The organism is Virgibacillus tibetensis (assembly GCF_036026595.1).
GTDB lineage: Bacteria > Bacillota > Bacilli > Bacillales > Amphibacillaceae > Virgibacillus_P > Virgibacillus_P tibetensis.
Window position 1 is genome coordinate 815,906 of sequence record NZ_JARZFX010000001.1, and the last position, 23,980, is coordinate 839,885.

Annotated in this window: 22 protein-coding genes and 1 other annotated feature; all 22 genes read right to left on the bottom strand. The window is 37.9% G+C overall.

Going from position 1 to position 23,980, the window contains the following annotated elements; genetic code table 11:
- Positions 1–2: 2 nt before the first annotated feature.
- Positions 3–908, bottom strand: coding sequence for a dihydroorotate dehydrogenase (locus QGM71_RS04500; RefSeq protein ID WP_327606411.1), 906 nt, complete (start codon positions 906–908; stop codon positions 3–5).
- The gene (locus tag QGM71_RS04505) at positions 908–1,663 is read right to left on the bottom strand and encodes a dihydroorotate dehydrogenase electron transfer subunit (RefSeq protein WP_327606309.1); all 756 of its coding nucleotides are present in this window, start codon (positions 1,661–1,663) and stop codon (positions 908–910) included. Before QGM71_RS04505 ends, QGM71_RS04500 begins: the two co-directional genes overlap by 1 nt.
- Positions 1,660–4,860 carry a carbamoyl-phosphate synthase large subunit gene (gene carB, locus QGM71_RS04510; protein WP_327606310.1) on the bottom strand — a complete coding sequence of 1,067 codons (3,201 nt, stop codon included), beginning with the start codon at positions 4,858–4,860 and terminating at the stop codon, positions 1,660–1,662. The genes QGM71_RS04505 and carB overlap by 4 nt, the downstream gene beginning before the upstream one ends.
- Positions 4,853–5,953 (bottom strand): glutamine-hydrolyzing carbamoyl-phosphate synthase small subunit, encoded by a 1,101-nt coding sequence (locus tag QGM71_RS04515; protein WP_327606311.1) that lies wholly within the window; start codon positions 5,951–5,953, stop codon positions 4,853–4,855. The genes carB and QGM71_RS04515 overlap by 8 nt, the downstream gene beginning before the upstream one ends.
- Positions 5,946–7,229: a dihydroorotase gene (locus tag QGM71_RS04520; RefSeq protein ID WP_327606312.1), complete on the bottom strand. Its 1,284-nt coding sequence runs from the start codon at positions 7,227–7,229 to the stop codon at positions 5,946–5,948. The genes QGM71_RS04515 and QGM71_RS04520 overlap by 8 nt, the downstream gene beginning before the upstream one ends.
- The gene (locus tag QGM71_RS04525) at positions 7,168–8,115 is read right to left on the bottom strand and encodes an aspartate carbamoyltransferase catalytic subunit (RefSeq protein ID WP_327606313.1); all 948 of its coding nucleotides are present in this window, start codon (positions 8,113–8,115) and stop codon (positions 7,168–7,170) included. The genes QGM71_RS04520 and QGM71_RS04525 overlap by 62 nt, the downstream gene beginning before the upstream one ends.
- 14 nt (positions 8,116–8,129) lie before the next feature.
- On the bottom strand, positions 8,130–9,491 hold the full coding sequence (locus QGM71_RS04530; RefSeq protein ID WP_407702992.1) for a solute carrier family 23 protein: 1,362 nt from the start codon (positions 9,489–9,491) through the stop codon (positions 8,130–8,132).
- A gap of 162 nt (positions 9,492–9,653) precedes the next feature.
- The gene (gene pyrR / locus QGM71_RS04535) at positions 9,654–10,196 is read right to left on the bottom strand and encodes a bifunctional pyr operon transcriptional regulator/uracil phosphoribosyltransferase PyrR (protein ID WP_327606315.1); all 543 of its coding nucleotides are present in this window, start codon (positions 10,194–10,196) and stop codon (positions 9,654–9,656) included.
- A gap of 166 nt (positions 10,197–10,362) precedes the next feature.
- Positions 10,363–11,274: an RluA family pseudouridine synthase gene (locus QGM71_RS04540; RefSeq protein WP_327606316.1), complete on the bottom strand. Its 912-nt coding sequence runs from the start codon at positions 11,272–11,274 to the stop codon at positions 10,363–10,365.
- The gene (gene lspA, locus QGM71_RS04545) at positions 11,271–11,741 is read right to left on the bottom strand and encodes a signal peptidase II (RefSeq protein ID WP_327606317.1); all 471 of its coding nucleotides are present in this window, start codon (positions 11,739–11,741) and stop codon (positions 11,271–11,273) included. Before lspA ends, QGM71_RS04540 begins: the two co-directional genes overlap by 4 nt.
- A 234-nt stretch (positions 11,742–11,975) precedes the next feature.
- Positions 11,976–14,732 (bottom strand): isoleucine--tRNA ligase, encoded by a 2,757-nt coding sequence (ileS, locus tag QGM71_RS04550; RefSeq protein WP_327606318.1) that lies wholly within the window; start codon positions 14,730–14,732, stop codon positions 11,976–11,978.
- Positions 14,733–14,850: 118 nt separating this feature from the next.
- Positions 14,851–15,071, bottom strand: a binding site (T-box leader).
- Between the two features lie 57 nt (positions 15,072–15,128).
- Complete coding sequence (locus QGM71_RS04555; protein WP_327606319.1) at positions 15,129–15,629, bottom strand: DivIVA domain-containing protein; 501 nt, start codon at positions 15,627–15,629, stop codon at positions 15,129–15,131.
- A 105-nt stretch (positions 15,630–15,734) separates the two neighbouring features.
- Positions 15,735–16,511: a YlmH family RNA-binding protein gene (locus QGM71_RS04560; protein ID WP_327606320.1), complete on the bottom strand. Its 777-nt coding sequence runs from the start codon at positions 16,509–16,511 to the stop codon at positions 15,735–15,737.
- Between the two features lie 12 nt (positions 16,512–16,523).
- Positions 16,524–16,790, bottom strand: coding sequence for a YggT family protein (locus QGM71_RS04565; protein ID WP_327606321.1), 267 nt, complete (start codon positions 16,788–16,790; stop codon positions 16,524–16,526).
- Between the two features lie 8 nt (positions 16,791–16,798).
- The gene (locus tag QGM71_RS04570) at positions 16,799–17,230 is read right to left on the bottom strand and encodes a cell division protein SepF (protein WP_327606322.1); all 432 of its coding nucleotides are present in this window, start codon (positions 17,228–17,230) and stop codon (positions 16,799–16,801) included.
- Positions 17,227–17,907, bottom strand: a complete 681-nt coding sequence (locus tag QGM71_RS04575) for a YggS family pyridoxal phosphate-dependent enzyme (RefSeq protein ID WP_327606412.1) — start codon at positions 17,905–17,907, stop codon at positions 17,227–17,229. The genes QGM71_RS04570 and QGM71_RS04575 overlap by 4 nt, the downstream gene beginning before the upstream one ends.
- 27 nt (positions 17,908–17,934) lie before the next feature.
- On the bottom strand, positions 17,935–18,744 hold the full coding sequence (gene pgeF / locus QGM71_RS04580) for a peptidoglycan editing factor PgeF (protein WP_327606323.1): 810 nt from the start codon (positions 18,742–18,744) through the stop codon (positions 17,935–17,937).
- A 64-nt stretch (positions 18,745–18,808) separates the two neighbouring features.
- Entirely contained in the window at positions 18,809–19,078 is a 270-nt protein-coding gene (locus tag QGM71_RS04585) for a YlmC/YmxH family sporulation protein (protein WP_327606324.1), read from the bottom strand.
- Positions 19,079–19,207: 129 nt separating this feature from the next.
- Complete coding sequence (gene sigG, locus QGM71_RS04590; protein ID WP_327606325.1) at positions 19,208–19,993, bottom strand: RNA polymerase sporulation sigma factor SigG; 786 nt, start codon at positions 19,991–19,993, stop codon at positions 19,208–19,210.
- A 124-nt stretch (positions 19,994–20,117) separates the two neighbouring features.
- A complete protein-coding gene (gene sigE, locus QGM71_RS04595) occupies positions 20,118–20,837 on the bottom strand; it encodes an RNA polymerase sporulation sigma factor SigE (RefSeq protein WP_327606326.1) in 720 nt (239 codons plus the stop codon).
- Between the two features lie 14 nt (positions 20,838–20,851).
- Positions 20,852–21,772: a sigma-E processing peptidase SpoIIGA gene (spoIIGA, locus tag QGM71_RS04600; protein WP_327606327.1), complete on the bottom strand. Its 921-nt coding sequence runs from the start codon at positions 21,770–21,772 to the stop codon at positions 20,852–20,854.
- A gap of 1,042 nt (positions 21,773–22,814) precedes the next feature.
- Positions 22,815–23,948: a cell division protein FtsZ gene (ftsZ, locus tag QGM71_RS04605; RefSeq protein ID WP_327606328.1), complete on the bottom strand. Its 1,134-nt coding sequence runs from the start codon at positions 23,946–23,948 to the stop codon at positions 22,815–22,817.
- Positions 23,949–23,980 lie beyond the last annotated feature (32 nt).

The following is a 23,980-nucleotide window of genomic DNA, read 5'->3' on the forward strand; positions in this document are numbered from 1 at the left end:
GCTTATATCCCCTTTCCGATTGCTTCTTGAACAGAATTAAACCCGTATTTCTTTAATACGTCAGGTAACTCATTGATTAATTCCGAACAAATAAAAGGGTTTTGGAAGTTGGCTGTTCCAACTGCGACAGCACTTGCACCGGCCAATAGAAATTCCAATACATCTTCCGCATTTGTAATACCACCCATTCCAATAATTGGTATCGATACCTGCTGTTTTACTTCATAGATCATTCGTATCGCAACAGGCTTTATCGCCGCTCCTGAAAGTCCGCCTGTTTTATTGCCAAGCAATGCCCGCTTACTGGGCAAGTGGATCTGCATACCTGATAATGTGTTTATCATCGATAAACCATCTGCACCGGCAGCTTCAACCGCTTTGGCCATTGCTACAATGTCGGATACGTTGGGCGATAGTTTAACATACACTGGCAGATTACTGGCTTTCTTCACAACTTCTGTTACATTAGCGGCCATGGATGGATCTGTTCCAAACTGAATACCTCCCTCTTTTACGTTAGGACAGGATATATTCAATTCAATTGCACTGACCTGATCCGTTTGGTTAAACGCTTTTGCTACCATTTCATATTCCTCTATTGTACTTCCTGCTACGTTTGCAATAATCGGCACATTGTAATTTGCCAGAAAAGGGACTTCTGTCTCTATTATTTTCTCTACACCCGGATTTTGCAGACCGATTGCATTAAGCATTCCAGACGCCGTTTCTGCTACACGTGGGGTCTGGTTTCCAAAACGTTCACTCCCAGTTGCTGCCTTCATAATTACTGCGCCCAATATATTCAAGTCATAAAAATCACTGTATTCTCGCCCAAAACCAAAACAACCTGACGCTGGCATAATTGGATTTTTAAGTTTTAAACCAGGTAAATCTACAGCCAAATTCATCACAGGCTCACCTCCTGCGCATTAAAAACCGGACCATCTTTACATATTTTTTTATATCCACCTTGATTATCTGTAGGAATTACACAAGCAAAACAGGCGCCTACTCCACAGCCCATTCGCTCTTCCAAAGAAATATAGCCTTTCTTTCCTTTGAGTTTACCAGTTATCGCTTGAAGCATCGGTAACGGGCCGCATGAGTAATAACAATCAAATTGTCCGACCTTATTCAGCACATCTGTTACAAATCCCCGTTCTCCATATGATCCATCATTGGTTACAATAAATGTCTTTCCAAGCTCTTTAAATTTCTGTTCATAAAATACATAATCAGCTGATTGGAAACCTAATACAGATATAATATTTACATCTTCTCTTGCTAATGTTTTACCAAGATAATAGAGTGGCGGCACTCCAATGCCGCCTCCTATTAATAAAATTGTCGGATTCTCTTCTATTTCAAGGTAAAACCCATTTCCACTTGGACCCAAAACGTCAATTGACATACCAGGCTGATAGGCTGCCAGCTGCTTTGTACCAGAACCAATTATTTTAAATAAGATGGTAATTGTTTCAGACGCTCTATCTACATCGGCTATTGAAATTGGTCTTCTTAACGTATGTCCCTCTGCATTCATGTGGAGAAATTGCCCTGGAACTGCATACTGACTAATGTAGCTATTTTCGAGCACCATTTCAATCGTATCCAGAGCAATAACAGTTGATTTTATAATTAGCATCTTCTCTTTTTTCATCATAATAATACAGCACCTTTGCCTGTCATTGGATTTGCGCTGAAAGTAGTTGATTCAATGACATTCAAAATAGCATTAGCTGTATCTAAATTAGTTAAACAAGCAATCCCATGCTCAACAGATTCCCTGCGAATCATAAAGCCGTCTGAACGTGGTTTTTTACCTGAAGTAAGAGTATTGACAACAAATTGTACATGGCCATTTTCAATAATGGATAACACATTAGGTTCAGTTGATCCAATTTTCGCCACTTCTGTAATAGGAATGTCTGACTGTCTTACAAATTCGGCTGTTCCTTTCGTTGCGTATAATTGAAAGCCCAGCTGATGAAAACGTTCGGCTATTTCCAGCATTTCCTCTTTATCTTTGTCAGCAACTGTCAATAGAACTGAGCCCTCTTGCGGAACCGATACACCAGATGCCACCAGGCCTTTGTATAATGCCTTTTCCAGAGTCTTATCATAGCCGATTGCTTCACCTGTAGATTTCATCTCTGGTCCTAGGATTGTATCGACGCTTCGCAATTTCTCAAATGAAAATACGGGTACTTTAACAGATATTTGGTCAGATTCCGGTAAAATTCCTGATTCATAGCCCAGGTCTGCCAATTTCGTTCCTAAAATGCACTTCGTAGCAATATTTGCCATCGTTACCCCTGTTACTTTACTTAAAAATGGAATTGTTCTGCTTGCTCTTGGATTTACTTCAAGGACATAAACATCTTCATCACGAATGATAAACTGAATGTTAATTAATCCCTTAACATGTAATGCAGTCGCAATCTGATCAGCTGCATTCATACACTTTTGTTTTACTCCCTCACTGATACGCTGTGGTGGGTATACAGCTATAGAGTCGCCAGAATGGACACCTGCACGCTCAATATGTTCCATAATCCCTGGAACAATAGTCGTTTCTCCATCACAAATTGCATCAACTTCCACTTCTATTCCTGTAAGATACTTATCAATCAGGATTGGATGTTCATTGTTTAATTTACTTGATTTTGCCAAATAAGCATGAAGCTCCTCATCGTCATAAACGATTTCCATTCTGCTTCCACCAATCACATACGACGGACGAACCAACACGGGATAACCTATAGAATTAGCAACTTCAATTGCACTGTCAAAATTAGGAACTGCTTTTCCTTTTGGACGTAACAGCACCAGTTCATCAAGCAATATCTCAAATTTATCGCGATCTTCTGCTCGGTCAATTGCTTCTAAATTTGTTCCTAAGATTTTAACCCCTCTACGTTCAAGTCCCGCCGCTAAATTTATAGCAGTCTGACCTCCGAATTGAACAATGACACCCTCAGGCTTTTCTAATTCAATAACATGCATGACATCTTCTAATGTGAGTGGTTCAAAATAGAGCTTATCAGATATACTGAAATCAGTAGAAACTGTCTCCGGATTATTATTCATAATAATTGATTCATAACCCATTTCTTTAATTGCCAGAACGGAATGCACCGTTGCATAATCAAATTCGATTCCTTGTCCTATACGTATTGGGCCAGAACCGAGCACGAGAATTTTTTTCCGGCTTGAAGCAACTGATTCATTCTCTTCTTCATAGGTACTGTAAAAATAAGGTGTTTCCGATTCGAATTCGGCTGCACAAGTGTCTACCATTTTATAGACAGGAACGATCCCTTGTGAATTCCTTTGTTGATAGATCTCGTCAACCGTAAGATTCCATAAGCGCGCTATATGTGCATCTGAAAATCCAACTTTTTTCGCTTTTAACAGTAGTTCAGAAGAAAACTTGGCAGTAGCTAATTCCTTCTCTAAATGAATGAGTTTTTCCAGTTTCACCAAGAAGAATCGGTCTATTTTTGTTAACTGAAAAATCTCATCAACTGACATCCCTCGGCGCAACACTTCTGCCAGTACAAAAATCCGCTCATCGTCAGCATTTTTAAGCCGTTTCTCAAGATCTTCGTCCGCTACCTCGACCAGACTACTTAACCAAAGCTCTTCTGTGCCTATATCAAGGGAACGAATTCCTTTAAGCAAAGACTCTTCAAAGTTTCTTCCAATAGCCATAATCTCTCCGGTTGCTTTCATTTGCGTACCAAGGCTGCGGTCGCCAGTAACAAATTTATCAAACGGAAAACGTGGTATTTTTGTGACTACATAGTCAAGTGTCGGCTCAAAGCAAGCATATGTTTTCCCCGTTATTGGGTTTAGAATTTCATCAAGTGTTAGTCCAACAGCTATCTTAGCTGCCATCTTCGCGATAGGATAACCTGTTGCTTTAGAAGCAAGTGCTGAAGACCTGCTGACTCTTGGGTTTACCTCTATAATATAATAGTCAAAACTGTTTGGATCCAGCGCCAGTTGAACATTACATCCGCCTTCTATTTTTAATGCTCTTATAATTTTTAAAGAAGCATTTCTAAGAAGCTGATATTCGCGATCACTCAATGTTTGTGATGGTGCAACAACAATGGAATCCCCTGTATGAATTCCAACTGGATCGACATTTTCCATATTACATACAACAATAGCCTGGTCATTCTTGTCACGCATAACTTCATATTCAATTTCTTTTAAGCCAGCAATATTTTTCTCTATCAAGCATTGATTTACTGGAGATAAAGATAGACCATTCCGGGCAATCTCAACTAATTCAGGTTCACTGTAACACATTCCCCCACCTGTACCACCAAGTGTGTAGGCAGGTCTGACAATTACAGGATAGCCAATCTCATTGGCAAAATCACAAGCTTGTTCGACAGAATTTACAATTTGACTATCAGGAACTGGTTCGTTTAATTCTTTCATTAAATTTCTAAACTTTTCACGATCTTCCGCATTTTGAATAGCTTCCAGCGACGTTCCTAACAGATTGATGTTATACTCTTGAAAAATTCCAGTCTCCTCTAATGCTACCGCTAAATTAAGCCCTGTTTGACCACCAAGAGTAGGTAGAAGTGCATCAGGTTGTTCCTTGCGGATAATTTTCGATAGAAATTCGACTGTTAATGGTTCCATATACACCTTATCAGCTACTGTATTGTCCGTCATAATAGTTGCCGGATTAGAATTAGCCAGGATTACTGTATACCCTTCTTCTCTTAATGCCTGACAGGCCTGTGTACCAGAGTAATCAAACTCAGCTGCCTGGCCAATTACAATTGGCCCGGAGCCAATTACAAGAATCTTCTTAATTGCTGTGTTCTTAGGCATGATACTCCTCCTCTGTTTTAATCTGATTAAGATTGATCATTTGAATAAATTCATCAAATAGGTGATTCGTATCCTCAGGACCTGGTGAACTTTCCGGGTGATATTGTACCGAAAACGCGGGATGTACCGTATGCTTCACACCCTCTACCGTGTTATCATTCAACGCCACCTGTGTCAGTTCTAAACCTGTATTCGGTAAAGAAGATTCTCGTACAGCATAACTATGATTTTGGGAAGTAATATAGGTTTTCGATCGCATAATATCTTTCACCGGATGATTTGAACCTCTGTGACCAAACTTCATTTTTTCCGTATCAGCTCCACATGCTAATGCAAGCAGCTGATGCCCTAAGCAAATTCCGAAAACCGGTATTTTACCAAGTACTTGTTGAATCATTTCAATCGCTTCCGGAACATCTTTCGGGTCTCCTGGACCATTCGTTAGCATAATACCATCTGGCTTCAGTCGGAATATATTATCTGCTCCGTAATTATATGGTACGACTGTTACATGACATTCGCGTTTTGTCAGCTCACGAAGTATACCGTGCTTCATGCCGAAATCAACTAATACTACTCGCTTGCTTCGTCCTGGCACAACGTATGGCTTAATGGTTGATGTTTGTTTTACTTGATCCGTTTTTGCTGGCAAACTGTTCATTCGTTCTATAACTGATTCTGAAGACTCATCTGCAGACGTAATCATTCCTTTCATTGTTCCATGCTTACGAATAATTTTCGTTAGTTTACGAGTATCAATTCCTGATATTCCAGGAATGTTATTAACTTTTAAATAACTGTCAAGGGTTTCATCTTTACGAAAGTTAGACGGAAAATCACAAACTTCTTTCACGATAAAGCCATGAATAAAAGGAGTAACTGTTTCAAAATCATCTCGATTTATACCATAATTACCTACCAATGGATAAGTCATCATAACAATTTGTCCACAGTAAGACGGATCAGATATGATCTCCTGGTAGCCTGTCATACCTGTATTGAAAACAACTTCTCCGACTGTTGTACGTTCACTTCCGAAGCCTTCTCCGATAAATACTGTACCATCTTCGAGCACCAATTGTCGTTTACTCATTGTAACCCTCCTTGTATACAACCTTCCCCTCGGAAATCGTTAGGACTGGTAGACCCTTTACTTTCCAATTATGAAACGGGGTGTTCTTACCTTTAGAAGAAAATCCTTTCTTATCGATAATGACTTCTTTTTCTAAATTAACAACTGTAATATCTGCTGATCTGTTTTCTTCCAATGTTCCAAACGGCAGACCGAAGACAGTTGCTGGTTTATATGTTAACCATTCAACCAGTTGGTAGAGTGTGATCTTTTCCGTTTTTACAAGATTTGTGTAGAGTAAAGAAAAAGCTGTTTCTAATCCAACTATTCCAAATGGAGCTCCCATGAAACCTTTTTCCTTTTCTTCTTCTGCATGCGGTGCATGGTCTGTTGCTATAAAATCAATCGTCCCATCTAATAGACCTTCCATCAAGGCTTCCTGATCTTTCCTTGCACGCAATGGAGGATTCATCTTATAGTTAGCGTCATCAGCTTTAATATCATGTTCGTTTAAAAGTAAATGATGCGGGGTTACTTCTGCAGTAACCTTTATTCCAGCTTTCTTAGCATCCCGGATAACACGTACTGATTCCTTCGAGCTTACATGGCAGACATGGTAATGACAATCTGCTTCTTCTGCTAATAAAACATCACGTGCTATTTGAACAGATTCACTTAATGAGGGAATTCCCGGCAAATTTAATGCTTTACTTACTTCACCATCATGAACTACTCCACCGTAAACAATTGAGTTATCCTCACAATGTGCTACAATTGGCATCCCGCAAGCCGCTGCCCTTTTCATGGCTTGTAACATGAAGTCAGCTGTCTGAATACCAACCCCATCATCAGTAAAAGCAAAAACTCCTGTTTCTGCCAGTTTTTCTATGTTGTTCAGTTCTTCGCCTTTCAAACCTTTTGTAATAGCAGCATATGGCAAAACACGAACGACAGCATCTTGATCAATTTTATCGAAAAGATCCTTTACTGTTCCCGTATTATCAGGAACTGGATTCGTATTAGGCATAGAGCAAACAGTAGTAAATCCCCCTCGTGCCGCAGCTTTTGTACCAGATGCTATCGTCTCTTTATGTTCCCCGCCTGGCTCTCGCAAATGAATATGAACATCAATAAATCCTGGTAAAACTAAATTTCCTTCACAGTCGATCACTTGATCTACTTCTTCTGTAATTTTGGAACTTACTTGTTTAATCCTATTGTTTTCAATCAGTATTTCACATGCTATTAATTCGTTTGGTGAAACCAGCTTCTTGGCATTCTTCAATAACATTTTCATCTATAATCCCCCACTCCAATAATAGTTTCGCAATAATAGCCATTCTTACATAAACACCATTGTTCATCTGCTTAAAAATTCTTGATCTACTACATTCAACTAAATCCGTATCTATTTCAATTCCTCTGTTTACCGGTGCCGGGTGTAGAATAATTGCATGGTCTTTCATTACCTTCTCGCGTTCCTTAGTTAAGCCATAATGCTCAAGGTAATCCTCTTTTGCTGAATTACTGTCTTGTTGATGTCGTTCATGTTGTATACGTAGCAGCATGACAACATCGCATGTTTCTACAGCATCATCAATCGTCACATAAGGAAAATCAAAATCCTCATCCTCAAATCCCGGGGCTGAACTCAGATATACATTAGCACCAAGTCTATCCAAGGCAATAGCATTTGAATGTGCAACTCTGCTGTGTTTAATATCTCCTACAATAGCTACCTTCAAATTTTTAAATGTTCCGAATTCCTGATAAATCGTCAATAAATCCAACATACATTGTGTAGGATGTTCTTCCTTTCCTGCACCTGCATTAATAATGGGTACAGCGGCATTTTGATGAAGCTCCTCAAACCAAGTATCATCCGGATGGCGCACCACTAACATATTTGTGCCGATTGCTTCAAACGTCTTAGCAGTGTCATACAGTGACTCCCCTTTTTGAACACTTGAAGTTTCAGTATGAAAATCCAATACTTCCATTCCAAGCTTTCGTTGAGCAACAATAAAACTCATTTTTGTTCGTGTACTCGGCTCATAAAATAGATTTGCTACGAACAATTCTTGCTTAATATGAAATTTATTCTCCCGGTACTCTTCTGCAATTTCCAAAACAGAGAGGATCTCTTGCTCAGTCAGTTGCTTTACAGATATAAAATGTCTCATAGCTCCACCTCCGGTTACATGTTAGTTTCTTCTGAAAGATCTTTATCCTCGAAAAAAGCACCGTTCCCATAACCACTTTCCTTGCCTGGAAGAATTAGATTTAAAAGCACACCTATGATTGCTGACAGGGCCATTCCTGCAATTTGCATATCATCTGACAGTTGAATAAACGCTCCTCCAATTCCCACGACCAGGATAACGGATGAAATAATTAAATTACGTTTATCACTTAAGTCTATTTGATTATCAATCAGCATTCGTAAACCGTTCGATGCGATGATCCCGAATAACAGAATGGAGACACCACCCATTACTGCCGTAGGAATTGAGCCAATTACTGCTGTTATTATCCCCACAAATCCAAACAGTATTGCTAGAACTGCCGCTCCGCCGATAACGAAAACACTGAAAACCCTCGTAATGGAAAGGACCCCAATATTTTCTCCGTATGTTGTGTTTGGTGGACCACCTATGAATGATGCAATCATCGTTGCTACACCATCACCTAAAATGGAACGGTGCAAGCCTGGTTTCTTCAGGAAGTTACGCCCTACAACTTTTGATAAAACCATTTGATCTCCGATATGCTCTGCGATTGTTACTAAAGCAACCGGAACCATGATAGCAATAATTTGCAGATTAATTATTTCCATAGGGGCATAATGAACAAATGGAACTATGAAATCCGGCATTTGAAAAACTGCCATGAAAAATCCACCAATTGAGTCAGCTGAAATGATTTCATTCCATTCTGTAATAATCTCTGTTGTATCAACAATTCCTTGAAGTAAGGCGAATGTATACCCAGAAACAATTCCAATCAATATTGGTATTAGGCTGAAAAATCCTCTAAAGAAAATAGAAGCTATTATCGTTATCGACAATGTTACTAAAGCTACCATAAAATGCATGCTGCTATAAACCTGCTCGTCTACCCCTGGGATATACATAGCCATGTCAATTGCTGTAGAAGCCAGACCCAAACCGATTACGATAATAACAGGACCTACTACAATTGGAGGCAGAATCCTCATTAGCCAGCCTAAGCCTAATATTTTAATGAAAACTGCTACAAGCCCATATACAATACCAGCTAAAAATGCACCTACCATTGCGCCAGCGGGACCGGCCGACATGCTTGCGCCAATTATCGGTGCTATGAACGCAAAGCTAGATCCAAGATAAGCTGGGACATTCCCTTTTGTAATTAATAAATACGCTAATGTCCCCGCACCACTCGAGACTAATGCTACTGATGGAGATAAGCCTGTAAGGAATGGAACTAAAATAGTTGCCCCGAACATTGCAAATAAATGCTGTATACTGAGAAAAATCCATTGTTGAGTTTTAGGTATTTCGTTAACGTCCATTGCCATTTTCACTTTTGTCATTTCCATTCCTCCAATTTCCTCTAGTTAAGAGTATAAAAAAACCTCTTTGCGAAAGGTCGCAAAGAGGTACACGTGCAGTGAATTTCACACACGTTTTCTTAAGCAACCTTGTAAATCTCTCTGGATTTAGTTAAAGGTTAAATATGTTTATTTCTCATAAATCGAGACTTGGTCCAAATCGTCTGTCTCTGTTAATTGTACAACAACAATTTCTCTATCGGATGTTGGGATGTTTTTCCCAACATAGTCAGCACGTATAGGTAATTCACGGTGTCCTCTGTCCACCAGTACCCCAAGCTGAATTTGTGAAGGCCTACCACTATCCATCAACGCATCCATAGCAGCTCTTACTGTTCTTCCTGTATAGAGTACATCATCCAAAAGGATTACTTTTTTACCGGCAAGAACGACATCAATCTTTGTAGATTTTAATTGCGGCTCCTCATCGTGTGATACCTTCTTTAAATCATCACGATATAAGGTTATGTCCAATTCACCGATTGGAACTGTTATGTCTTCAATTTGTTTTATTTTTTCCTGAAGTCTTTTTGAAAGCGGGATTCCTCTTGTTTTAATACCAACTAAAACTAAGTTTTCTCCCCCCTTATTTTTTTCTAATATCTCATGAGCAATTCGCGTTAATGCCCTATTCATCGCAGGTTGATCGAGAACTTCTGTTTTTTTCTTCATCATTTCACCTCATGCTATAAAAAAATCCCTTTTCTCCGTAAGGAAAAAAGGGACTTGGATATACGTATAGCTACATATAAATCCAACCGGTACCTTGTTAGCCTCACGGGACTATCTTAAAGGGTCTTATTCATTTCATCTATTATTTCAAATAATACCTCTTTTGTCAATATAATTTTTCGATATATGCTAACAGCTCCTGGAAGGATGCTGGTGGACTAACCTCAAATTCCATCCATTCCTTCTTTACAGGATGTGTAAAACCAAGTGCTTTTGCATGCAAAGCTTGACCATTAGCTTCCAGCGTTTTTCTTGGTCCATATTTTGGATCTCCTACTATTGGATACTCAATATATCTCATATGCACTCGGATTTGGTGCGTTCTTCCTGTTTCCAACTGACATTCCACATGCGTATAATCTGGGTAGCTTTTTATTACACTGAAATGAGTTATTGCAGGTTTGCCGCCATCAACTACTCCCATCTTTTGACGATCTTTAGGGTCCCTACCAATAGGAGCATCAATCATGCCAGTTTCATGAGGTATTTCTCCATGAACTAGCGCTTCGTATTTACGTTTAATCTCTTTAGATGATAATTGCTGTGATAGGTGGACGTGTGCATAATCATTTTTTGCGACAACTAGTAATCCGCTTGTATCTTTATCAATTCGATGAACGATACCTGGGCGTTCCACACCATTTATTCCCGATAAGTCCTTACAGTGGTAAAGCAAAGCGTTTACTAGCGTGCCCCCCTGATGTCCAGCTGAAGGATGAACAACCATCCCCTTCGTTTTATTAATAACGAGTAAGTCACTATCTTCGTAAATGATTTCCAGAGGAATATTCTCAGCAACGACATTCAATGGCTGTACTTCTGGTAATGCCCAGCTTACAACATCCCCTAAATGGCATGTATAATTTGCTTTTACTACGTCATTATTAACGGTAACAAGTTCTTTTGTTATCCAAGATTGCACTTGAGAACGTGAGCAGTCTGGGTTAATCTGTGTCAGTAATTTATCAAGGCGCATTTTTTCTTGTTCTTCTGTTACTGTATGTTGAAATGAAGTCATTTTTTAGATTTCCCTTTCTTTGTTTCATCAATAATTGTAGCAATAATAATTAGAGTTACTCCGACTACCAACGCAGAATCAGCTATATTAAAGATTGGAAAGTTATAATTAAATATAATAAAATCGAAAAAATCTACAACTTCCTTTCGAAATACACGATCAATAAAGTTTCCAATTGCTCCACCTAATATTAAACTTAAGGCAATGCCTAAAGTTTTACTTTCTTTGGCATATTTTTGCATGTAAACGATGACTCCGATAACAACAATGACTGTTACAATATAGAAAAACAACATCTGCCCCTGTAGTATCCCCCATGCCGCTCCTTTATTTCGGTGTGAAGAGAGATAAAAAAAGTTCTCAATAATTGTTATTTTTTCCCCAAGGGCCATTGTTTTTACCACTGCCCATTTCGTAATCTGATCGATTACAATAACTGCAAGTGCCAGTAAATAGTACAAATACATGACGTTTCCCCCGATATAATTTCATTCATTTCTAATCATAGCAAATAACAATAATACAATAATTTCAATTTCACGTTACTGGTGGCCACCATATTGACCATATACCTTTTTTAGTCAAGGAAGAAAGAGATGCACTAAACGAAGTATCACTTTATATTATACTTTAAATCCTATTATTTCAATATATAAGACATAAAGAATATCCCTCTGCGTTAGAGGGATATTCTAATAACTTTAAGCTGAATAGTGCTCTGTTACTACATTTGCACAACGTGTACACAGATTAGGATGATCTTCATTTTCCCCAACAGTAGGTGAAGCTACCCAGCAACGTTCACACTTATCACCTGGATGCTTTTCCACTAAGACATCAATATAGCTGTATTCCTTAGCATTTGGTGCACTTTCTGACACAATAGCTTCAGATACAATTAAATATTGATGCAGCTGTTCCATGGAATGTAATACTTCTTTCGTTTGTTTGTCCTTTGGAATAATCGTAATTTTTGCTTCCAGTGATTTACCAATTATTTTTTCATTCCGAGCTTCTTCCAGGGCTTTTAATACATCATCACGAACTTTCATAAAATGATCCCATTGTTCTTGTGAGTTGCCAAACCCGGCAATTTCCCTCGGTTCAGGAATATCGGTTAACTGAACACTTTCTTCCTCGACACCCGGGATATATTCCCATACCTCATCTGTAGTGTGTGGAATTATCGGTGTCAACAACTTCACTAATGTTGTTAAAATTTCATAGTAACCTGTTTGAATGCTGCGACGACGCTTATTGTCTTTTCCTTCGATATATAAAACATCTTTCGCAAAATCCAAATAGAAGGAGCTTAAATCAATCGCACAGAAATTATGGACATGGTGGAATATTGGTGAAAACTCATAGTTGTCATAGTTTTCGCGAACAGTTTTCACCAGATTTTGTAACCGGTGAAGCAGGTACTTATCCACTTCTTCGAGCTCCGGTTCTGGAACACGGTCTGTTTTGGGGTCAAAATCTGCCAAGTTCGCTAGCATGAAACGAAAAGTATTACGAATTTTGCGATATGCTTCGGAGGTTTGCTTTAATATCTCATTTGAGATACGTACATCTGCTTGATAATCAACCGAAGAAACCCATAAACGTAATATATCTGAACCCAATTGTTTCTGTACTTTAGAAGGGACCATAACGTTCCCTAATGATTTACTCATTTTTCTGCCATTACCATCTAATACAAACCCATGGCTGATGATATTCTCATATGGCGCTTTACCAGTAACCGCTACAGAAGTAGACAACGATGAGTTGAACCATCCGCGGTATTGATCACTGCCTTCTAAATATATATCTGCTGGCCGTCTATGATCCTCCCGATTAACCAGAACTGCTTCGTGTGACGATCCAGAATCAAACCAGACATCCATAATGTCCGTTTCCTTAGTAAATTCTCCATTAGGACTGTGTTCAGATGTAAATCCTTCAGGCAACAAATCTTTTGCTTCTCTTTCAAACCAGATATTTGAACCATGTTCGTTAAATAAATTAGAGACATGCTCTATCGTTTCATCAGTAATGATCGGTGTGCTATCTTCGCCGTAAAACACAGGAATTGGAACACCCCATGTACGTTGGCGTGAAATACACCAATCCTCCCGATCACGAACCATGTTATGAAGTCGTGTTTCTCCCCATGATGGGTACCAGTTAATGCGCTTGATTTCATTCAAAATATCCTGACGAAAATCCTTTATTGACGCAAACCACTGGGAAGTTGCACGGAATATCGTCGGTTTCTTCGTTCTCCAGTCATGTGGGTACGAGTGTTTTATAAAGGATAGTTTCAATAGGGCGCCAACCTCATCCAGTTTTTCAGTAATTGGCTTATTTGCTTCATCATAGAATAAGCCTTCAAAACCAGGTGCTTCATTCGTAAAATAACCTCGATTGTCAACAGGTGACAGTGCATCGATGCCGTATTCTCTGGACACGAAGAAGTCATCTTCCCCGTGACCCGGTGCAGTATGGACACAACCAGTACCTGCTTCAATTGTCACATGGTCACCTAGCATAACCAGTGAGTCGCGATCATAAAAAGGATGCTTTGCTACGATTTTGTCGGCTTCCTTACCTTTAAAAGTTTTTACAACCTGTGGATTTTCCCACTCTAATTCAGTCGAAACAGACTCCAGCAATGCATGCGCAATCATGTATTTTTCACCATTTACTTGTATCACAGCATAAACCAATTCAGGATGTAAACTAATTCCTAAGTTTGAAGGTATTGTCCAAGGAGTTGTCGTCCAAATAATTATTTTCTCCCCACCGTCAAGCAGGTCTTTACCATCTGTTACTTCAAAAGAAACGTAAATGGAAGCAGAACGTTTGTCATGATATTCAATCTCAGCTTCCGCCAACGCTGATTCAGATGATGGAGACCAATATACAGGTTTTAAACCTTTGTAGATGTAGCCCTTTTTAGCCATCTCTCCAAACACGCGGATTTGTGCAGCTTCGTAATCCTTGGTCAATGTAATATATGGGTTATCCCAATCTCCACGGACACCTAATTGCTTAAATTGTGTACGTTGGCTGTCCACTTGTCCCATTGCGTATTCCGCACATTTTTTTCTGAATTCTGCAATACTCATTTCTTTTCGCTTAATTTTTTTGTTTTTTGTTAATGCTGTTTCGATCGGCAATCCATGTGTATCCCATCCTGGAATATATGGTGCATGATAACCTGTCATTGATTTATAACGGGTAATGAAATCTTTTAGAATTTTATTAAGGGCATGCCCAATATGCAAATCTCCATTTGCGTACGGTGGACCATCATGCAAAATAAACGAAGGTCTTCCTTTAGTTCTTTCTTGAACCTTTTCATATAAATTCGACTCATCCCATTTTTCTTGTCGCATAGGCTCTTTATTTGGCAAATTCCCTCTCATTGGAAATTCTGTTTTTGGCATTAATAATGTTTCTTTATAATCCATTACTGTTTCCTCCCTAATATGGTTAAAAATATTTAAAACGAATTAAACTTTCCCTAACCAATTCTGTACACTACTAAAGGGTTTTCCCTTTTTAAACAAAAAGAGCCCTCTGCATCCCAAAAGGGACGAGAAGACTCGCGGTACCACCCTTATAAATTCAAAATAACTTCATTTCAAATTCACTCGATATTCATAACGGAAATAAACCGTCCATTACTACTGAATTCATAATGGATACTCAAGAGTGATTTTCTAAAAGCATTCCTGTATCAGGCTCACACCTAACCCTGACTCGCTGTTCAGCAATAACTTTTATACTGTCTCTTTCATCGTATTTAGTTTCTTAAAACCTATGTGTATGAATTATATGTAATATTCCAGATATCGTCAAGATTATTACTTGTTTTCGACCAGATCGAGTTCTTCGCCCATTTCAGCATCAAACAATTCTTCCCAATCGTCTGTTCCTATCATATCCAGTTGAGCTTCAACAAGCATTCTAAGCCTTGTACGAAATACTTTAGCTTGTTTTTTTAATTCTTCTACGTCCATCGATATACGACGTGATTTGCTTAATGCTTCATTGATAATGCGGTCTGCATTCTTCTCAGCTTCTTTAATAATTAATTTCGATTCCTTTGTTGCGTTGCCCTTTAATTCTTCAGCAGTTTCTTGAGCAACGTAAATTGATTTGTTTAATGTTTCTTCAATATTTGTAAAATGTCCTAATTTTTCATTCAACTGATCAACTTTTTCTTTTAAATCTTTTTTATCCCGTATTGCCATTTCATAATCCTTAATAACCTGATCTAGAAATTCATTCACTTCATCTTCATCATACCCACGGAAACTTCTGTTAAACTCTTTATTATGAATATCTAGTGGTGTTAATGGCACATGGGCCACCTCCTTGAAATGTAGTATCATCTATAAAATAATCTAAATATAGTCCTTTAGGATTTTATTCGACAAAAATCATGTAAATCCTGCAAAAAATTAAGTTTATTTCAAAATAGCTGTTGTTATTCTGAGTTTATCCTTTTTTGTTCGACCATTAATTTTATCAAGTTTACTTCTTCCTCTACCACGCAGCGATAGTAAATCTCCTTCCTGGAGATTAAATTTACTATCTTCAACTACTTTATAATTCACTTTCACTTGAAGTTTCTTTATATAGTCAGCTGCCTCCTTCCGGGAGATGTTATATACTTCCTTAAGAACAGCATCTAATCGCAGGGAGGAAACAGTATGATCTGCAACTATCCAGTTAGTTTCTGCTTCTATTTTGGACGATAATGGTTTTTTGTCCAGCTGAATTGTCGCTTTTTTAATAGAAGTTAAATTAGCTTGTACATAAGCTGCAATTTCTTCTGCCATAATAATTTGAATTAAACCACCATCAACGACTATATCTCCAAGCTTTTTCCGTTTAATACCAAGAGATAAGAACGCACCCATTACATCTGGATGAGACAGTTTAATAAATTTGTCTTGATAGGTTGCTTCCAGGAGAGTGAGTTGATAAGTATCTTCATTCACTTCTTCATAAAAAGGTGCTATTACCGCTCGCTTTCGTTCAGCAGTTAACCCACCACCGTTCATGGAGCTTTTTATATCCTCATTAGCATTTCCCAACAATATCTCCATAATCTGTTGTTCTCTTGGATCAAGAAAATCAGTCAGTTTAGATTGAAATGTCTGTTCAACAATTTCCTTCCACGATAATACCTGATCAATAAATGGTTGTTCTTCTTTACGAAAATGCTGGTAGATATCCATCTATATCTACTCCTACATAAAGAGCATTCTATATAGTTCACCTAAACCGAATCTTGCTAAATGAAGAACCAGTATACCGACGATTGGCGACAGATCAATCATGCCTAGTGGGGGAATAAACCGTCGGAATTGCTCTAGGTAAGGTTCACATATTTTAGTTAAAAAGGTGCCTATAGAAGATTCGCGAGCACCAGGGAACCAGGACATAAATATATAAACTATTAATGCATAACTGTACATAACAAGGGCAGTATCTAATAATGAAAAAATTTGACCCATAATCTACTCTACCATCCTTTTTCAAATTCATCTTCTTCAATAAATGCTTCTGATATAGTACCTGAAACATTTACATTATCTGGTGTACAGAGAAATGTCTCTGTTCCAAGCTTTTGAATATCACCATTGATGGCATAAACAGTTCCACTTAGAAAATCAACAATTCTTTTTGCCTGCGTGTTGTCTACACGCTGTAAGTTAATTACAACTGCCCGCCTGTTTACAATATTATCTGCTATTTCCTGGGCTTCATTATAATTTCTTGGCTCGCAAAGTACAACCTTTGAAGACGGCTGTTGCATACTGGTTAAATTAACTACATTCTCGTTTTTTTTATTTTGATTTAACTTAGTGTCTGTCTCTCCGTGTTCCTCTACATATTCGTATTCATACTCATCATCCATAGTAAAATAGTTTTTAATTTTATTCTTTATGCTCATTCTCTCACCTCACCGACTAATTTAGAACCCACTCGAATATGTGTAGCACCTTCTTCAATAGCAATTTCATAATCATTGCTCATCCCCATCGATAGAAATTCACAGGGTGCATGGGCCAACTTTTCCTGCTTGACAGCATCTCTTAATGATGCAAGTTTTTTAAATATGTCTCTTAAGTAAGTCTCATTGTCACTATGTGGAGCCATTGTCATTAATCCGACCACATGTATATTTTCATATGCAGCCATCTCCTTAATAAAAGAGAGAACTCCACCCGGTTCAAGACCATGTTTTGATCCTTCTCCACTTACGTTTACTTGTACGAAACAATCGATTCGTTTGTTAGCGCGTTTATTAATTTCTTTCGCTAGTGAAAGACGATCTAAAGAATGTATTGCTTCCAGTTTGTCAATAACATCCTTTACCTTTCTCGATTGTAATGTACCAATAAAATGCCATTTTGCCTTGTCCTTAAAATGTTCGTATTTTTCTTGAAACCCTTCAAGACGATTTTCGCCAAGATTTTTAACACCAGCGTTAATCGTTTCTTCTGTTCGTTCTATTGTAACATATTTTGTAACACCTATTAGTGTTATTTCTTCCGGGCTTCGATTACCGTTTTCGCATGCTTGTCTTATATTTTGTTGAATTTCAGCAAGATTAGCTGTTACATCCATTATGACCATTTCTCCTTCCCCTTATAATCATATTGAATAACCGATATAACCTAACATTCTTCCTGTCTTCCCATTATCCCGTCGATGTGAGAAAAACAACTGATTATCATAGAATGTGCAATAATTTGTTACATCTATATTATTACGTAAGACCCCACATTGTAAAAGAATTTCCACGTTTAATTGTTTTAAATCTAACAAGTAACGGTTATTTCCCTTTGGAGTTACAGCTTTCTTTTTGTATTTATCACTAATATGGCTTATAACATGTTCATCAACTTCATAGGCCTCACCTGATATACAAGGTCCGATTGCAACTAAGAGATCTGATTTGGTTACACCTGCTGCCTCAAACTTCTGAATCATTTCTTTAGCCATCCCACCCACAGTACCTTTCCATCCTGCATGAGCAATCCCTATGTATCCTGTAATGGGATCGAAAAAAAACAGAGGTACACAATCAGCAAAAAAAGCTGTACATAGTATTCCAGGTTTATTCGTAATTAACCCGTCTGTTCCTTTAATTGAATCTTGATAGGATGTAGCGCCTTTACCTTTGGCTTCTTCGTCAACGTTTTTTACTACTGTCCCATGGACCTGTTCACCGGAAACCCAATTTTCCAAGGGGAATTTTAGCACATCTGCTAGTTTTGTTCTATTGGCAATGACCTCATTATATGTATCGGCTACGTGCAAACCGCAATTTAGAGTATCATATGGTGCTTTGCTTATGCCACCATTTTTAGTAGTGAACCCAACAGTCAAATTTGGGGATAATTTTTGCCATTTTTCTATATGTAAATGTAGTTCGTTACAATGCTTAAATAGTTCACTCATCTACAAGCCTCCTGAAAGTATACATTGTACCATTTTATCACATTTTCCTCATGCATTTACTTTTTTATTCACTATAGGGACTTGGATACAGTAATGGATCTCGAACTTCTTTGACTAAAATAACGTCCGAACCAATTCTCACAATTTGTCTCCAATGGATAATCAATTCATCAGGTTTTCCAAATAAGCCACCTTTCTTTTCACGTATAATAACTATTATAGCAAGAATTTTACCATTATCTATATCGATTTCCAAATCACTAATATGTCCTAATTTTCTACCGTCATCGATTACTATAATTTCTTTTAATTGTAGTTCTGATAATTTTATCACTACACTCACCTCACCCTTACTTATTTATATGCGTGGGCGAGTGATATTTTCATAAAAACAAGAAAAAACAAAAGGGTCGGTAATATCTACCGTTCCTTTTGTTTTTAAACACCCCTGTGTGGTGGCTTATTATTCAAACATCTGTTTATTCATTTGACTGATTGCTGCTTTTTCAAGCCGAGAAACCTGTGCTTGTGATATTCCAATTTCTTCTGCTACCTCCATTTGTGTCTTGCCTTGAAAAAAGCGTTTGTTTAATATCATATTTTCTCTTTCATTTAATTGATGCATGCCTTCTTTCAATGAAAGTTTATCCAACCATGTAGAATCTTTATCTTTTTCATCACTTATTTGATCCATTACAAAAATAGGATCACCACCATCATTGTAGATAGGTTCAAATAACGATACTGGATCCTGAATGGCATCCATTGCAAATACAATATCAGAATGAGGGATACCCATTTCTTCAGCGATCTCCATTGGTGTTGGTTCTTTAGAAGTTTTATTAATTAATCTTTCTCTTACTTGTAAGGCCTTATACGCAATATCACGTAATGACCTTGATACTCTTATTGGATTGTTATCCCTTAAGTACCTTCTTATTTCACCAATAATCATAGGAACAGCATACGTAGAAAATCTCACATTATGTGATAAATCAAAATTATCAATTGATTTCATTAGTCCAATGCAACCAACCTGAAATAAATCATCGACATATTCACCGCGATTATTAAATCGTTGGATAACACTTAATACGAGGCGCAAATTTCCATTCACAAGCTCCTCACGAGCTGCCAAATCTCCATCTCCTGATTGCATTTTTATAAACAATTTCCGCATTTCCTCATTCTTTAAAACAGGTAACTTTGATGTATCAACACCACATATCTCAACCTTATGTCTAGTCATTCTGTTCAACCCTCCCAGTTGGTGATGCTGTTCATGGACAGTATCTCCGCCTAGAAGGACTTTTATGCAAACAAATTAAGTTGAAATAAATGTAAAAACGCACTACTTTATTAGTACAACAGGGCTAGACCATTTTATTAAATTCTTTTTTTAATCTCCGGATAATTTTCTTTTCTAAACGCGAAATATAGGATTGTGAAATACCTAGCATATCAGCTACATCTTTTTGTGTTTTTTCTTCTTCACCAATCAGTCCAAAGCGTAATTCCATAATTTGTTTTTCACGATCATTCAGTTGCGATAATGCGTTTTTAAGTAAGCTCTTATCTACATTTGACTCCAGGTTTTTCGTGATGATATCCACTTCGGTACCTAGAACATCGGATAGTAGTAATTCATTTCCATCCCAGTCTATATTTAGTGGCTCGTCAAAGGATATTTCAGATTTCAATTTATTATTTCGACGGAGATACATAAGTATTTCATTTTCTATGCACCTGGAGGCATAAGTAGCTAATTTAATTTGTTTTTCCGGATTAAATGTATTAACTGCTTTTATAAGTCCGATCGTGCCTATACTTATCAAGTCTTCAATGTTTATACCAGTATTCTCAAACTTGCGCGCTATATAAACAACTAAACGTAAATTACGTTCAATTAATAATGCTCTTGCAGATTTATCCCCTTTAGGCAGCAATATTAATAACTCTTTTTCCTCTTGTTTGGAAAGAGGCGGTGGGAGTGCTTCACTTCCTCCAATATAATAAATCTCATCTGATTTAATTCCTAGCTTTATTAGAACTTTATACCACCATAGGCGCAAACGTAATTTTATTGATACCAACTATTATCTCTCCTTTACGCAGATTGTACAGCTGCTAATTTTATAATTTGCGGTTGCAGTAAACAATGATAACTCCTGTCTTTTACTAACTCAGCAAATTGAATACCGATCAATACCTTTTTCGTAACAATCTTTTGATAGCCATAATAAACAATTAACTCCTGTGGTCTAATCGTTAACAGGAATGAACTATTTCCCTGTACACCTTGATATGGCACAATCTGTATGCTTCCTTCCCATTCTCGAGGGATCTTCTCAAAATCCATCTCTGCATGGGCCTCTTCTAACAATTTCCAATCTTTGTCACTAAACCATTTTTTTAAAAAGAATTCATCACAAATTATTACTGGCCTCTTTGTTAATGGATCTACCAATTGATTGCCACTATCAATATATCCAGTAGTGGAATAACTAATATCATTTAATTTGATGGTAACTGGACACAACTGATCATATCTAATTTTCTCTACAGCGTGCTTGTCCATACGGGACTTTGTAAACAGCCATACTAATGGAAATCCAATTACTATAAACAACCAACTGATGGGATCACCATACCCACTTGTAAACGTAAGTAGTCCATTTGTAGTTATGCCGACCGGATTTTGAAATAGAAAATGTATCGCTATTAATCCACCTCCTATTGCAAACGTTGTAAAATAAAATATTAGAAGTAATTTCATCATTCGATAAATCGTTATAAATCCGAACGCACTTACAATAATAAGAATAGAGTATAAAAACTTCCCTGCTACACTCGTGAAAAATGAATCAGGAAAATACAAAGATATTGGTACAAGCAGTGATGCGATAAACGCTCCAAATAGAATTCTGATTTTTCTTGTGCTGTCTCTTGCCAGAGCTTTTGTAAGCAGCAGAAGCATCATGTCCAAGAGGATGTTTAAAGTCCACACAGCATCAAGATAAATAGTCACAAAATTTCTTCCTTCCTTTCGATGTGTCGTATTGAGTTCGAATCTTTAGCAGGAGAGTGAATGTACTACATGAAGTATATCTAAGCCTGAAGGCAAAGTCTGTCACTTCTTGTAATCATATAAGGGCTAATTTTAACTAGTTATCGGAAAGTTTGTCGGTGATCTTAATTGATTGTAATAAAGCTACAATATAATGAATAGCTGGGGAGGTGGAAGTAGATTATAGTTTGTTGCTGTTGATATAAAGTAGCTGCGTAATTCACTACTAACATAGCTGCTCGCTCTGTTCTGAGCAGGACAAGGAAAGCTATGGAAGCAATACAACGCACGAAGAAAATGCGGTTTACAATTTCGAAGGGTTTTCGTGCATTTCCTGCGTTGGCATCTATTTAGTTAGTATTCATCTAGATTACTTAGATGAATCCGTACTGAAATACGCCAGACTCCTATGGGAACAGCAACCACTACGTCGCAAATATAAATTACCTATGATTTTATACCGAGTAATCGCAGCTACAGGTATATTCCCAAACTTTTAGAAAAAAGATCCTAAGAACAAAAGCGCAGGGCCCGTTTATCACCGTATGCGCTGCGCCCGCGCTGCGCGGGTGGGTCGACGTAGTCGCTCAGGAGCGGCGTAGTTAGTCGATCTTCCTCTGTCGTATGAGATATTTAATTAAAGGATGTTCGACTAAGATCGCCACGTCCTTGAAAAAGAAAAGCACTTTTCCTGCGGCGATGCATCTCACAGATGCTTTCCTTATCCTGTGGCAACGTCGAACTGACCTACATCCTGTAGGCCCAAGTGTAACGAATTGGTTTATGTTGAGTTAGATTAAGAAGAGGCCGGAAGGGCACTAGGTGGTGGGCGCTGGAGCTAGACGTGGCTAGATAGATTAGTTTGTTATCCACAGGTCTCAACTTTTATAGTACGCTAGACAACAAAAAAAGAGCAGAGAGGAATGAAGACACTCCTTTCTGCTCTTATCACCTTATGCAACTTCATTAAAATTTTACAGAATAAGGTTGCACTATTGTAAACCTAACGATTACGATTTCTGTTTCTTAGAAAAGTTGGTATATCCAGCGTCTCTTCCTCTTGTTTCGGGCGTTGGTGCTGAACAGGTTCTCTTTGTAATTCTTCATTTGGTCTTGTTGCTGCATGCTGATTGTGATTAATAACAGGACGTTGCTGCTTTACAGGATTTTCTATGTTTTGGGTTGTTTCGTCAAATCCTGTCGCAATTACTGTTACGATAATCTCATCTTTCAGATTTTCATTTATAACAGAACCGAATATAACGTTTACTTCATTATCAGCTGCGGAGGTTACCAAATCAGCTGCTTCCTGAACTTCATACAAACTTAAGTTTGTACCACCTGTAATGTTCATTAATATGCCATGGGCACCATCAATGGATGTTTCCAGTAATGGAGACGAGATTGCTTTTTTCGCTGCTTCTGTTGCACGAGTTTCTCCAGTAGCGACACCAATTCCCATTAATGCGGACCCTTTGTCAAACATAATTGTTTTCACATCAGCAAAATCCACATTAATCAAACCTGGTTTTGCAATCAAATCTGAAATACCCTGGACACCTTGACGCAGTACATTATCTGCCTCGCGAAACGCTTCGAGCATAGGCGTATTTTTATCAACAATTTCAAGTAATCTATCATTTGGGATAACTATTAATGTATCAACACTGCTTTTCAATGCATCAATTCCTGATATTGCCTGAGTCGCTCGTCTTCTGCCTTCAAATGAGAATGGTCGTGTTACTACTCCAACAGTCAAAGCTCCTAGATCCTTAGCAATCTGTGCAATAACAGGAGCTGCTCCCGTACCAGTGCCTCCACCCATACCAGCAGTTACAAAAATCATATCTGCACCTTGCAGAACTTCTTCCAGCTGTTCTCTACTTTCTTCTGCAGCTTTCTTTCCTACATCGGGATTGGCTCCGGCTCCTAAACCTCGGGTTAGTTTGCCACCAATCTGTATTTTAACTTCAGCTTTTGATAAATTTAATGCTTGGGCATCTGTATTAACAGCAATAAATTCAACACCTTCAACGCCGTGTTCAATCATTCGGTTGACAGCATTATTACCACCGCCACCTACACCAATAACTTTGATTGTTGCTAGTTCCTCCATGTTTGTATCAAACTCTAACATATTTCGTTCCTCCTAATATGCAAAATTACAAG